Raw genomic sequence first — 13,060 nt, forward strand, 5'->3', positions numbered from 1 at the left:
CATCCGGTCGCGTCACCCGCCCCCGGCGCAGCCCGGGCAGCCCTGGCGGCCGGTGGCGGGTGACGCGACCGGATGGTCCATGGAGGAGCGGCTCTACAACCAGGTCTGGGGCATGTTCGAGGACCTGGCCCGGACCGCCGCCGCGTACCGCAGCGCCGTGGACTTCGCCGAGTCGCGGATGGACAAGGAGCTGGAGCAGGCCCTGTCCGACCCCCGCAGCCGCATCGGCGGCCAGGGCGACGCCGCCCGCGAGGCGGCCCGCGCGCGGTACACGCAACTCGTCGACCAGGCGCGGGCGTCCCTCGACCGGGACCTCGACCAGCTGGCCGCCGAGTCCGAGGTCGTCGAGCCCGCCCTGCCCCCGGCGTTCGCCCGCTGGGACAACCCCTGCTGGCACGCCTACCGGGTGCCGATGGAGATCCCCATGGCGCTGCGCCTGGGCGACCTCCGGCTGCCCGAGGCCGAGTCGATCCGCATACCGATGCTGCTCCGGCTGCCGCTGGAGCGCGGACTGTGGATCGACAGCGGCCGCACCGAGTCCCTGGACGGGTCGTTCACCGACTCCCACGACATGCGGCGCCTGGCCATGGACACGGCGGTGGCGCACGCGGCGCGGCTGCTCGCCGTCTACCCGGCCGGCGAGTTCACGGTGCACGTCGTCGACCCGGCCGGGTCCGGCGCGCAGGCCCTGGCCCCGCTCACCCAGACCGGTGTGCTGGCCGGCCCGCCCGCGCAGGGCGCCGCCGGTGTGACGGAGGTGCTGGCCCGGCTCACCCAGCGGGTCGACCTGGTGCAGATGGCGCTGCGCGGCGGAGCGCCGGACGCGCTGCCGCCGGGCTTCGACACCTCGCAGCAGCTGCTGATCGTCAACGACTTCCCGCACGGCTTCGACGACCGGGCCGTGAACCAGCTGCGCTACCTCGTCGACGAGGGGCCGTCGGTCGGCGTCCACCTGATGATGGTCGCGGACCGCGAGGAGTCCGCGGGCTACGGCCCGCTGCTCGACCCGCTGTGGCGTTCGCTGCTGCGACTGACCGCGGTGCCCGACGACCACCTCGCCGACCCGTGGGTGGGCCACGCCTGGACGTACGAGCCGCCGTCGGTGCCGCCGGGCAGCGAGGTGCTCCGCCAGGTCCTCACCCAGGTCGCCGAGGCCCGCCGCACCTGGAACAGGTGACCGCCCGGCCTTCGTGACCCCGCGACCCCTTACTTCTCCTGACCCTTTAACCAAGGATCCGTAAAGGCTCCCACCTGGGTCTTTGTGTTTTCCTTTACCGATCTCTTTACCTTTCCTTGGTGATTGGGTAGTCTTGGCCGCACGGAGGGGAGTACTCCCTGTCTGTGCGGCGACCCCGTCAATACGGATCAGGCCAGATCCCGGGGCGTCGGCCCGAAGGCCGTCCGGGCGCATCCCGCGCCCCCGGTCCGGGTGGAAGAGACCTCCGGCAGCGACGACGCTGACATTTGCCGTGTGACGTATCTGCCGGAGGCGCAGTGGATGTTTCCCTGACCCTGTGGGTCCTGACGATCGTGGGCCTGTGCGCCCTGATCGCCGCCGATTTCTTCATCGGCCGCAAACCGCACGACGTCTCCGTCAAGGAGGCGGGAATCTGGACCGTCGTCTGGATCGTGCTGGCCGCGCTCTTCGGGCTCGGCCTGCTGATCCTGGAAGGCGGCCGGCCGGCGGGCGAGTTCTTCGCCGGCTACATCACCGAGAAGTCGCTGAGCGTCGACAACCTCTTCGTCTTCGTCCTGATCATGGCGAAGTTCGCCGTGCCCTCGAAGTACCAGCAGCGGGTGCTCCTCGTCGGAGTGCTCATCGCCCTGGTGCTGCGCGCGATATTCATCGCCGCGGGTGCCGCCATCATCGCCAGCTTCTCCTGGGTGTTCTACATCTTCGGCGCCTTCCTGATCTGGACCGCCTGGAAGCTCATCCAGGAGGCCCGGGCCGACCAGGAGGACGAGGAGTACGAGGAGAACAAGCTGCTCAAGGCGGCCGAGCGCCGCTTCGGCGTGGCCGACCGCTACCACGGCACCAAGCTGTGGATCCAGCAGAACGGCAAGCGGGTCATGACCCCGATGCTCGTCGTCATGCTCGCGATCGGCACCACCGACGTCCTGTTCGCGCTGGACTCGATCCCCGCGATCTTCGGCCTGACCCAGGACCCGTACATCGTGTTCACGGCGAACGCGTTCGCGTTGATGGGTCTGCGGCAGCTGTACTTCCTCATCGGCGGACTGCTGAGGAAGCTGGTTCACCTGTCCTACGGCCTGTCGATCATCCTGGGCTTCATCGGCGTGAAGCTGGTGCTGCACGCCCTGCACGAGTCCGGGGTGCACGTCCCGGAGATCAGCATTCCGGTCTCCCTGGGCGTGATCTGCTCGGTGCTGGTCGTCACCACGATCACCAGCCTCCGGGCGTCCCGTAAGCAGGCGCAGGCCGAGGCGGCCACAGGGCCGGCGGACACCCCTGCGAAGACCGACATCGACGTCTGACGCCGTCGACACCAGGGAACACGGCACCGGGAGCGGGGGCGGCGGCGCATCGCCGGCCCCGCTCCCGACCCGCACGTTCCACCGCGCCGCCCCCGGGTGGCGCCGACCGCAACCGACGAGTACGAGGAGGGCATGCGTGACCATGGCGACCCCGAGACGATCAGGATCGCGGAGCGGAAGGGGTCGCCGTACGGCGGTGACAGCAGTTCCGGCGCCCTCCTCGGCCGCCCGGCGGTCGGCACACCTTGAGGTGCGGCACGGCCTCATGCCGGGGACGATCGCCGCATGACGGACCGGATCAAGTCCATGGCGGCCCGATGGACCGTCGCCGTCCCCGTGCTCGCGGTCGTGCTGCTCGCCCTGACCTGGGGAAGAAGTCTGCCCGGCGTCGTCGTCGGGGTGGTCACCCTGGTCCTGGCGGGAGCGGTGCTGGCGGCGGTGCACCATGCCGAGGTGGTCGCCCACCGGGTCGGAGAGCCGTTCGGCTCCCTGGTGCTGGCGGTCGCCGTCACGGTCATCGAGGTCGCGCTGATCGTGACCCTGATGCTCGACGGCGGCGACAAGAGCGCGACCCTCGCCCGGGACACCGTGTTCGCCGCCGTGATGATCACCTGCAACGGCATCGTCGGCCTCAGCCTGCTCGTCGGCTCCCTGCGGCACAAGACGGCGGTCTTCAACTCGGAGGGCACCGGAGCCGCCCTCGCCACCGTGACCACGCTGGCGACCCTCAGCCTGGTGCTGCCGACGTTCACCACCAGCAAGCCCGGCCCGGAGTTCTCCACCGTCCAGCTCACCTTCGCGGCGGTCGCCTCGCTGAGCCTCTACGGCCTGTTCGTCGCGACCCAGACCGTGAGACACCGTGACTACTTCCTGCCCGTCGCGAAGCAGGGCGAGCCGTCCCGCCCGGAGGAGGAGCACGCCGAGGCGCCCTCCACACGCACCGCGCTGATCAGCACGGGGCTGCTGCTCCTCGCCCTGATCGGTGTCGTCGGCCTCGCCAAAGGCGTCTCCCCGACCATCGAGTCGGGCGTGGAGGCGGCCGGTCTCGGCCACGGCGTGGTCGGTGTGATCATCGCCCTGCTGGTGCTGCTGCCGGAGACCATCGCCGCGGGGCGCGCCGCGCGCCGCAACCACGTGCAGACCAGCATGAACCTGGCCCTCGGCTCGGCCATGGCCAGCATCGGTCTGACCATCCCCGCCGTGGCGCTGGCGTCGCTCTGGCTGCCCGGCCCGCTCGTCCTGGGCCTCGGCAGCACCCACATGGTGCTGCTCGCCCTGACCGTGGTGGTCAGCGCTCTCACGGTGGTCCCGGGACGGGCCACACCGCTCCAGGGCGGCGTGCACCTGGTGCTGCTCGCCGCCTATCTGGAACTGGCGATCAACCCCTGACGGCGGGACCCCGGGGCCGCCCGCACACCGTGGCGCGGCCCCGGGGCTTCCCGAGCCTCCGTCACGGCGTGATAGACCGGGTGCGACCAGCGGTTCCGAAGAGGTACCGCACCCCGACGGACCGGAGGAAACGTGCCCCGCAACCTGGCCGACGCCCCGATCATGATCCTCAACGGCCCCAACCTGAACCTGCTCGGGCAGCGGCAGCCGGAGATCTACGGGCGTGACACGCTGGCCGACGTCGAGGCGATGTGCGCCCGCGCGGCCGCGGCGCACAACGGCACGGTGGACCTCCGCCAGTCCAACCACGAGGGCGAGCTGGTCGACTGGATCCACGAGGCGCGGCTCGGCCACTGCGGCATCGTCATCAACCCGGGCGCCTACTCGCACACCTCCGTCGCGATCCTGGACGCCCTCAACGCGTGCGACGGCCTGCCCGTGATCGAGGTCCACATCTCCAACATCCACCGCCGGGAGAGCTTCCGGCACCACTCCTACGTCTCCCTGCGCGCCGACGGCGTCATCGCGGGATGCGGCGTCCAGGGGTACGTGTTCGCGGTGGAGCGGATCGCGGCGCTGGCCGGCCCGGGCCTGGCAGAGGCCTGACAACCAGTCTGCCGCCAGGTGTCGTCCGGGAGGACAACCGGCACCGCGGGGCGGCGCGGCAAGGAAGAGCCCGCCTGATGCGGCGCTACCGTCGTGAGGGTGACAGGAAGCAGTGCCGACCGGCGATGGACCGCATCCATGCCGGCGGCCTACGAGCGGTACCTGGTGCCGGTGGTCTTCCGGCCCTTCGCCGAGGACCTGGCTGCCCGGGCGGCGGCACTCCACCCCGGGCGCATCCTCGAACTCGCCGCGGGAACCGGCGTCCTGACAGCGGACCTGCTCACCACAGCACCCTCGGCCGAGGTGACGGCCACCGACCTGAACGAGGCCATGCTCGCTCTCGGTGCGACCCGGGCCCCTGGCGCGATGTGGCGGCAGGCAGACGCGCAGCGGCTGCCGTTCCCGAACGGAGGCTTCGACCTCGTGGTCTGCCAGTTCGGCGTCATGTTCTTTCCCGACCGCGTCCAGGCATTCAGCGAGGTCCGCCGGGTGCTGGCCCCGGGCGGCCGGTTCCTGTTCAGCACCTGGGGCCCGCTCGGGACGCATGCCTTCGAAGCCGCGCTGCAGGCAGGGCTGGAGCGGGCCTTCCCGGTCGACCCGCCACGGTTCTTCCGGACGGTTCCGCACGGCTGTGCCGACCCCGCTGTCGTGGCCGCTGATCTGGAGGCCGCCGGGTTCGCTGTCGAGGACGGCCAGGAGCTGACGCTTCAGGGCCGGGCCGAGTCGATCGCCGACCTCGCCGCCGGGTACCTCATGGGGACGCCGGTGCGCGCGGCCGTCGAGGAGCGCGCCGACGCTCCGGCCGTCTGGGCCACCGTCGTCGAAGAGATGGCGGCCCGCCTGGGCCCGGAACCGGTCACCGCTCCGATGACGGCGTACGTCTTCCGAGCCGCGGCCTGAACGACGGACGCGCCCACGCAGGGGATGCGGGCACTCCGGCCGGCTTGCCCGCCGGGGCCGCCGCGTCCGTCCGAGGTAACCAGCGCCGAAAAGTGCACGCCGTGCTGATCACCGGCCCGCCGCCGGGCCATCGTGGTGCGGCGAGCTGGAGCTACGGACGGGATACGCGGATGCAGGAATCGACCGAGACCATGAGTCGGCGCAGTCTGCTGATCGCCGGTGGCGCGGCGGCGACCACCGTCGCCACCACAGGCGGGGCCAGTGCTCTGGCCGGCGAGGAAACGGAGCCGCAGGGCTCGCGGAGCGGTGACGACGCCGGTCGGGCGAAGATCGACGTCCACCACCACGTCACCGCTCCGGCGTGGGTCGACTGGGCCGAGCGCGAGGGCTTGGTGCGGCGAGAGGAACTGCCGTGGTGGGCGCGCTGGGATGCGGACTCCGCTCTGGCGCTGATGGACCGGGTGGGTATCGCGACCGCGGTCCTCAACCCGACCATGCAGGACCGGTACCGCTCCGCCGCGCAGGCCAGGGAGGGCCTCAGCGTCCTCTTCGAGGCACTGGCCGATCTGATGGCCGCGCACCCGGGCCGTTTCGCGGTGCTCGGCCCCGCTGTCCTGGACCATCCCGACGTGACCACGTGGGCTCTCCACCACGCTTTCGATGAGCTCGGCGCCGTCGGAGTCAGCGCGAAAGCCAACTACAACGGTGTCTACCTCGGTGATCCCTCCTACGACCGCTTCCTCGCACAACTCGACGAACGCGCCGCTGTCCTTTTCACCCACCCGCTCGACCTCCCGAGCGGCCCGCCCGGCGTGCCCACCGTCCCCGGGATCCCGAACTTCATGTGCGACTTCCTGCTGGATACGACGCGCGCCGCGGTGAACATGATCCGTACCGGGACACTTGACCGCCACCCGCACGTGTCGGTCGTCCTGCCGCACGCCGGCGGATTCCTCCCTGCGATCGCCACCCGTATGCAGGCCTTCGGCAGCTTCTGCACCCCGCCCCTCGATGCCGCCCGCGTGCGGGATCATCTCCACCGCTTCTACTACGACACGGCGGGTCCGTCGGCCCCCTCGGGCACTCTGGTGGCCACCGCCGGTGCCGACCGGATCCTCTTCGGCACCGACTGGCCGGCCGCCTCCGCCGACATCATCACCGGCTTCACGGTGCCGGCCGTCGAGACCGACCCTGTCTTCACCGACCGCCAACGCCGCGGCATCTACCGTGACAACGCCCTCCGCCTCATGCCCACGCTCAGGCGCGACCTCATGCCCGCGCCCGTAGGTGACCGTTAGGAGCGGGCGACGAGGCGGCGGCGGTGGTCACCAGCCTCGTGCGCGCCATTCCGCGAGGTGGGGACGCTCGTCGCCGAGCGTGGTGTCGTTCCCGTGGCCCGGGTAGACCCAGGTCTCGTCCGGGAGGACGTCGAAGATCTTGGTCTCGACGTCGTGCAGCAGGCTCGCGAACGCCTCCGGGTCCTTGTGGGTGTTGCCCACACCGCCCGGGAACAGACAGTCCCCGGTGAACACATGGGGATGCCCGTGGGGGTCGTCGTAGACGAGGGCGATCGAGCCGGGGGTGTGGCCGACGAGGTGGCGGGCGGTGAGCTCGACCTGGCCGACGCGGACGACGTCGCCGTCGTCGACCGGCACGTCGGTCGGCACCGGGATGCCCTCGGCGTCGTACCGGCCCGCGTAGGTGCGGGCGCCGGTGGCGGCCACGACCTCCGCGAGCGCCTGCCAGTGGTCGCCGTGCCGGTGGGTGGTGACGACGGACGCGATGCCGTCGTCACCGATCGTGCCCAGCAGCGCGTCGGCGTCGTTCGCCGCGTCGATCAGCAGCTGCTCGTCGGTGGCCCGGCAGCGCAGCAGGTACGCGTTGTTCTCCATGGGGCCGACCGCGACCTTGGTGATCATCAGGTCCTTGAGTTCGTGCACGTCGGCCGGCCCGCCGACCGTCACCCGCCCGCTGTACGTCATGAGCGTCAGCCTAGCGCCGGAACCGGCGCCGGACAGCGCTCACAGGGGCGGGAGCTTCGGGAGGTCCCCGCCCTTCACCGTCAGGGCGCCGCCGTCCCGGCGACCGGCGAGCCAGCCGAGGAGACCGGCGGGCGTCCCCTCGACCGTGACCGGGCCGCCGTCCGCCCCGCCGCCGGTCGTCCAGGTGCGTCCGCCGGTGGCCGTCAGGGTGGTGGCGGGCACGTCCGGGTGGCCGTCGAAGCGTGCCGCGAGGAACCTGATCTCCCGGTCCGTGAAGCCGGCGGGCAGGTCCTCCAGCTCGTAGCCGATCCCGAGGTCGACGTGGTGCAGCTCCACCTCGATCCAGCGCCGGAACGGCACCCGCTCGGCGCGGTCGGTGACGCCGTTGCGCAGCTCCACGGTGCGGGACCAGTCCGCAGGGACCGCGGCCGCCGCCCGGAAGCGCTCCGCGCTCGTCCGCAGGTCCGCGAGCTGCTCGTCCAGGGGGCGCGGGGCGCCCGCCTCGATGTCGCCGTCCCGGGCCTCGGCGGAGGCGTACATGGGGCGGCCCTCGAAGACGTTCACCAGGGCGTCCGCGTTGCGGGACAGGTGGGTCAGCACATGACCGCGAGTCCAGCCCGGCAGGCGTGACGACTGGGTCACAGCCGCGTCGTCCAGGGCGCCGACCGCGCGGAGCAGCCGCTCGGTGGCGGCCTGTACAGACACCAGGTCATCAGCGTGATCAATCATGCCGCCGACCCTAACCGTGTCACACCTTCGGGTGAAGGAGGCGGACGAGGCAGCAAAATCGAATGCGCGTGCTATAAGGTCGGACGCGGCGTCGGGCATGCTGGAGAGCCGGGCTTTGTTGACTATCCGTGAATCCGAACCGGCGTTGTCAGTGGCTCCCCCTAGTCTGAGAAGGACGGGGGCCCCGCCCCTGTCACTACCCTCAAGAAAGGTGCGGACCGGCGTGGCCGACCGTCTCATCGTCCGTGGAGCGCGCGAGCACAACCTCAAGAACGTCTCGCTCGACCTCCCGCGCGACTCGCTCATCGTCTTCACGGGCCTGTCGGGGTCGGGCAAGTCCTCGCTGGCCTTCGACACCATCTTCGCCGAGGGGCAGCGGCGCTACGTCGAGTCCCTCTCCTCCTACGCCCGCCAGTTCCTCGGCCAGATGGACAAGCCGGACGTCGACTTCATCGAGGGCCTGTCCCCGGCGGTCTCCATCGACCAGAAGTCCACCTCGCGCAACCCGCGTTCCACGGTCGGCACCATCACCGAGGTCTACGACTACCTGCGCCTGCTCTTCGCGCGCATCGGCAAGCCGCACTGTCCCGAGTGCGGCCGGCCCATCTCGCGCCAGTCGCCGCAGGCCATCGTCGACAAGGTCCTGGAGCTTCCGGAGGGGAGCCGCTTCCAGGTGCTCTCCCCGCTGGTGCGCGAGCGCAAGGGCGAGTTCGTCGACCTCTTCTCCGACCTCCAGACCAAGGGCTACTCCCGCGCGCGCGTGGACGGCGAGACGATCCAGCTCTCCACCCCGCCCACGCTGAAGAAGCAGGAGAAGCACACCATCGAGGTGGTCGTCGACCGTCTCACGGTGAAGGACAGCGCCAAGCGCCGTCTCACCGACTCCGTGGAGACCGCCCTCGGCCTGTCCGGCGGCATGGTCGTGCTCGACTTCGTCGACCTCCCCGAGGACGACCCCGAGCGCGAGCGCATGTACTCCGAGCACCTCTACTGCCCCTACGACGACCTGTCGTTCGAGGAGCTGGAGCCCCGCTCGTTCTCCTTCAACTCGCCCTTCGGCGCCTGCCCCGAGTGCACCGGCATCGGCACGCGCATGGAGGTCGACCCCGAGCTGATCGTCCCCGACCCGGACAAGACCCTCGACGAGGGCGCCATCCACCCGTGGTCCCACGGCCACACCAAGGACTACTTCGACCGCCTCGTCGGCGCCCTCGCGGACGCGCTCGGCTTCCGCACGGACATCCCGTGGGCCGGCCTGCCGCAGCGCGCCAAGAAGGCCCTGCTGCACGGTCACAAGACCCAGGTCGAGGTCCGCTACCGCAACCGCTACGGGCGCGAGCGCCGGTACACCACGGCCTTCGAGGGCGCGGTGCCGTTCGTCAAGCGGCGGCACAGCGAGGCCGAGAGCGACGCCAGCCGCGAGCGCTTCGAGGGCTACATGCGCGAGGTGCCCTGCCCCTCCTGCGAGGGCACGCGCCTCAAGCCGGTCGTCCTCGCCGTCACGGTCATGGGCAAGTCCATCGCCGAGGTCTCCGCCATGTCCATCAGCGACTGCGCGGACTTCCTGGGCGAGCTCAAGCTGACCGCCCGCGACAAGAAGATCGCCGAGCGCGTCCTCAAGGAGGTCAACGAGCGGCTGCGCTTCCTCGTCGACGTCGGCCTCGACTACCTCTCGCTGAACCGCGCGGCGGGCACCCTCTCCGGCGGCGAGGCCCAGCGCATCCGCCTGGCCACCCAGATCGGCAGCGGCCTCGTCGGCGTGCTCTACGTGCTCGACGAGCCCTCCATCGGCCTGCACCAGCGGGACAACCACCGGCTGATCGAGACCCTGGTCCGGCTGCGCGACATGGGCAACACGCTCATCGTCGTGGAGCACGACGAGGACACCATCAAGGTCGCCGACTGGATCGTCGACATCGGCCCCGGCGCCGGCGAGCACGGCGGCAAGGTCGTGCACAGCGGCTCCCTCAAGGAGCTGCTCGCCAACGCCGAGTCGCAGACCGGCCAGTACCTGTCGGGCAAGAAGGCGATCCCGCTGCCCGAGATGCGGCGCCCGCACGACCCGTCGCGCCGCCTCACGGTGCGCGGCGCCCGTGAGAACAACCTGCGGGACATCGACGTGTCCTTCCCGCTGGGCGTCTTCACCGCGGTCACCGGCGTCTCCGGATCCGGCAAGTCCACGCTGGTCAACGACATCCTGTACACGCACCTCGCCCGGGAGCTGAACGGCGCGCGCAACGTGCCCGGCCGGCACACCCGCGTCGAGGGCGACGACCTCGTCGACAAGGTCGTGCACGTCGACCAGTCGCCCATCGGCCGCACCCCGCGGTCCAACCCGGCGACGTACACGGGCGTCTTCGACCACATCCGCAGGCTCTTCGCGGAGACGACGGAGGCGAAGGTCCGCGGCTACCTGCCGGGCCGCTTCTCCTTCAACGTCAAGGGCGGCCGCTGCGAGAACTGCTCCGGCGACGGCACCATCAAGATCGAGATGAACTTCCTGCCGGACGTCTACGTCCCCTGCGAGGTCTGCCACGGCGCCCGCTACAACCGGGAGACGCTGGACGTCCACTACAAGGGCAAGTCCATCGCCGACGTGCTGAACATGCCGATCGAAGAGGCCATGCACTTCTTCGAGGCGGTCCCGGCGATCTCCCGCCACCTCAGGACGCTCAACGACGTCGGCCTCGGCTACGTCCGGCTCGGCCAGTCCGCGACCACCCTGTCCGGCGGCGAGGCGCAGCGCGTCAAGCTCGCCAGCGAACTGCAGAAGCGCTCCACCGGCCGCACGGTCTACGTCCTCGACGAGCCGACGACCGGCCTGCACTTCGAGGACATCAGCAAGCTGCTGACGGTCCTGTCCGGCCTGGTCGACAAGGGCAACACCGTGATCGTCATCGAGCACAACCTCGATGTCGTCAAGACGGCCGACTGGGTCGTCGACATGGGCCCCGAGGGCGGCTCCGGCGGCGGCCTCGTCGTCGCGGAGGGCACGCCCGAGCAGGTCGCCGGGGTGCCGGCCAGCCACACCGGCAAGTTCCTGCGGGAGATCCTGGGCGCGGAGCGGATCAGCGACGCCTCGCAGGTCCGCGCCCCGCGCAAGGCGGCCAAGAAGACGGTCGCCGCCCGGTCGACGGCGAAGAAGACCACGAGCAAGACGGTCGGGACCACCGCCAAGAAGACGGCCGGGAAGACCGCCGCGACCAGGACGACGCGCGGCACCAAGGCCTGACCGGCCCGCTTCCGCCCAACCGTGTGCCGTGCCGCAGGGACGCTCCCGCGGCACGGCACACGCGCGTCAGACGGTCTCCGGCACCTCCAGCTCATGGGCGTACGGAGGTTCCGCACCGGCGCGGGAACACGTGACCGCCGCCGCGCGCGCCGCGAAACGCAGCAGGCTTCCCCAGCCCTCGGCGCCCAGCGCGGCCACCCCCTCGTCGCTCAGCGCGTCGCGCGCCGACAGCCCGTGCAGCAGAGCCGCGTTGACCGTGTCGCCCGCGCCGATGGTGTCCACCACCTCGACACGCTCACCCGGCACCGCGTACTCGCCGCCGTCACGGGTGTACGCCGTCAGCCCGTCCCCGCCCCGGGTGACCACGACCGCCGCCGGACCCGCCGCGAGCCACTCCCGCGGGGACCCGCCGAGCCACTCGGCGTCCTCCGCGGACAGCTTCAGCAGCGACACCGACGGCAGCCAGCTCTTGAACCGCGCCCGGTAGGCGTCGGGGTCCGCGATCAGCCCCGCCCTGATGTTCGGGTCGAGCGCCGTGAACACACCCCGCGCCGACGCCTGACGCATCAGCGCCTCGTACGCGCTCGCACCCGGCTCCAGCACCAGGGAGCAGGTCCCGAAGGACACCGCGCGGGTGCCGGCGGGCAGCGCCTCGGGCTGGGCGAACAGCCGGTCCGCCGTGCCCTCCACGTAGAACGAGTAGGCCGCCGAACCGTCGGCGCCGACCGTGGCGACGGCGAGCGTCGTCGGCTCGTCACCGCGCTGCACCGACGCCACGTCCACACCGGTGTCCCGCAGCCGCTCCAGCAGCGCCTCACCGAAGGCGTCCCGCGACACCCGGGAGCAGAACGCGGTGGGGGAGCCGAGACGGCCGAGGGCCACCGCCGTGTTGAAGGGGCCGCCGCCGAGCGCGGGCGTCAGCGCGGCGAGCGCACCCGCCCCCTGCGGTACCAGGTCGATCAGTGCCTCACCGGCTACGACGATCACGAGGGGGTTCCTTTCTTCGGGGCGGTCGCGTCTTCCGGGCAGCCGCAGGAGGTGCGGTGCACGAAGGCGCACGGAAGACGTTCGGTGCGGGTCGGACGGTCCGGGTCGGCGAGACGGTCCAGCAGCATCCGGACGGCCCGGGCGCCGATGTCGCGGCTCGGCTGGGACACGGCGGTCAGCCGGGGCGAGAAGAGATCGGCCCAGGCGAAGTCGTCGAAGCAGCACAGGGCGATGTCCCCCGGCACGGACAGCCCGTGGGCCCGCAGCGCGCGCAGGGCGCCGATGGTCATGGCGTTGTTGGCGGTGATCAGCGCGGTGGGGCGCGAACCGAGGTTCAGCAGCTCGGCCGTGGCGCGTTCGGCGCCCGCGGCCTCCGAGTCGCCGTGCACCAGGATCCGCCCGTCGAACGGCAGCCCCGAGGCCGCCAGGCCGTGCCGGTAGCCGGTGATCCGCTCGGCGGTCGTGCTGAGCCCGGGCAGCCCGGCCACCAGGCCGATGCGACGGTGCCCCAAAGAGGCGAGATGGGTGACCAGACCGGCGGTCGGCTCGGTGCTCTCGGCGCAGACCTGGTCGAAGAGGGGCGGGCCGTCCTCGGCGGGCGGGCCGACCAGCCGGTCCAGGAACACGGCCGGCACCTGGTGCCGCCGCAGGTAGGCGAGAAGCCCGGCCGGCTTGGGGGAGGGCGCCACGATCATGCCCTCCACCCGGCGCTCGTGGAGCAGCTGCACCACCTTGCGCT

General features: G+C 71.4%; 10 protein-coding genes and 1 pseudogene. 7 read left to right on the forward strand and 4 right to left on the reverse strand.

What is annotated here, in order from left to right; genetic code table 11:
- The 6 genes and pseudogenes from CCN29_RS24240 to CCN29_RS24265 all read left to right on the forward strand — a co-directional run.
- A pseudogene (locus CCN29_RS24240) lies at positions 1-1,177 on the forward strand (TerD family protein); the annotation flags it as partial.
- A 317-nt stretch (positions 1,178-1,494) separates the two neighbouring features.
- Positions 1,495-2,496: a TerC family protein gene (locus CCN29_RS24245; RefSeq protein WP_031064870.1), complete on the forward strand. Its 1,002-nt coding sequence runs from the start codon at positions 1,495-1,497 to the stop codon at positions 2,494-2,496.
- A gap of 285 nt (positions 2,497-2,781) precedes the next feature.
- Positions 2,782-3,885, forward strand: coding sequence for a calcium:cation antiporter (locus CCN29_RS24250; protein WP_006135290.1), 1,104 nt, complete (start codon positions 2,782-2,784; stop codon positions 3,883-3,885).
- A 132-nt stretch (positions 3,886-4,017) separates the two neighbouring features.
- On the forward strand, positions 4,018-4,491 hold the full coding sequence (aroQ, locus tag CCN29_RS24255; protein WP_006135289.1) for a type II 3-dehydroquinate dehydratase: 474 nt from the start codon (positions 4,018-4,020) through the stop codon (positions 4,489-4,491).
- Positions 4,492-4,629: 138 nt separating this feature from the next.
- Positions 4,630-5,391, forward strand: a complete 762-nt coding sequence (locus CCN29_RS24260) for a class I SAM-dependent methyltransferase (RefSeq protein WP_086684455.1) — start codon at positions 4,630-4,632, stop codon at positions 5,389-5,391.
- A gap of 170 nt (positions 5,392-5,561) precedes the next feature.
- Positions 5,562-6,689 (forward strand): amidohydrolase family protein, encoded by a 1,128-nt coding sequence (locus CCN29_RS24265; RefSeq protein ID WP_006135287.1) that lies wholly within the window; start codon positions 5,562-5,564, stop codon positions 6,687-6,689.
- 27 nt (positions 6,690-6,716) lie between these two features.
- Here the strand turns inward: CCN29_RS24265 and CCN29_RS24270 are convergent, their stop codons facing one another.
- Together CCN29_RS24270 and CCN29_RS24275 are read right to left on the reverse strand one after the other, a co-directional pair.
- Positions 6,717-7,373, reverse strand: a complete 657-nt coding sequence (locus tag CCN29_RS24270; RefSeq protein ID WP_006135286.1) for an MBL fold metallo-hydrolase — start codon at positions 7,371-7,373, stop codon at positions 6,717-6,719.
- 39 nt (positions 7,374-7,412) lie between these two features.
- Positions 7,413-8,102, reverse strand: coding sequence for a maleylpyruvate isomerase family mycothiol-dependent enzyme (locus CCN29_RS24275; RefSeq protein WP_086684457.1), 690 nt, complete (start codon positions 8,100-8,102; stop codon positions 7,413-7,415).
- A gap of 223 nt (positions 8,103-8,325) precedes the next feature.
- On the opposite strand from CCN29_RS24275, the gene uvrA reads away from it, so the two are divergent.
- On the forward strand, positions 8,326-11,334 hold the full coding sequence (gene uvrA, locus CCN29_RS24280) for an excinuclease ABC subunit UvrA (RefSeq protein WP_086684460.1): 3,009 nt from the start codon (positions 8,326-8,328) through the stop codon (positions 11,332-11,334).
- Positions 11,335-11,400: 66 nt separating this feature from the next.
- On the opposite strand, the gene CCN29_RS24285 is transcribed toward uvrA, so the two are convergent.
- Positions 11,401-12,321, reverse strand: coding sequence for a carbohydrate kinase family protein (locus tag CCN29_RS24285; protein ID WP_031018531.1), 921 nt, complete (start codon positions 12,319-12,321; stop codon positions 11,401-11,403).
- On the reverse strand, positions 12,318-13,060 hold a 743-nt coding region (locus CCN29_RS24290), incomplete at its 5' end, for a substrate-binding domain-containing protein (RefSeq protein WP_086684463.1). The genes CCN29_RS24290 and CCN29_RS24285, both read right to left, overlap by 4 nt.

This window comes from Streptomyces pseudogriseolus (assembly GCA_002154585.1).
Taxonomy (GTDB): domain Bacteria; phylum Actinomycetota; class Actinomycetes; order Streptomycetales; family Streptomycetaceae; genus Streptomyces; species Streptomyces pseudogriseolus.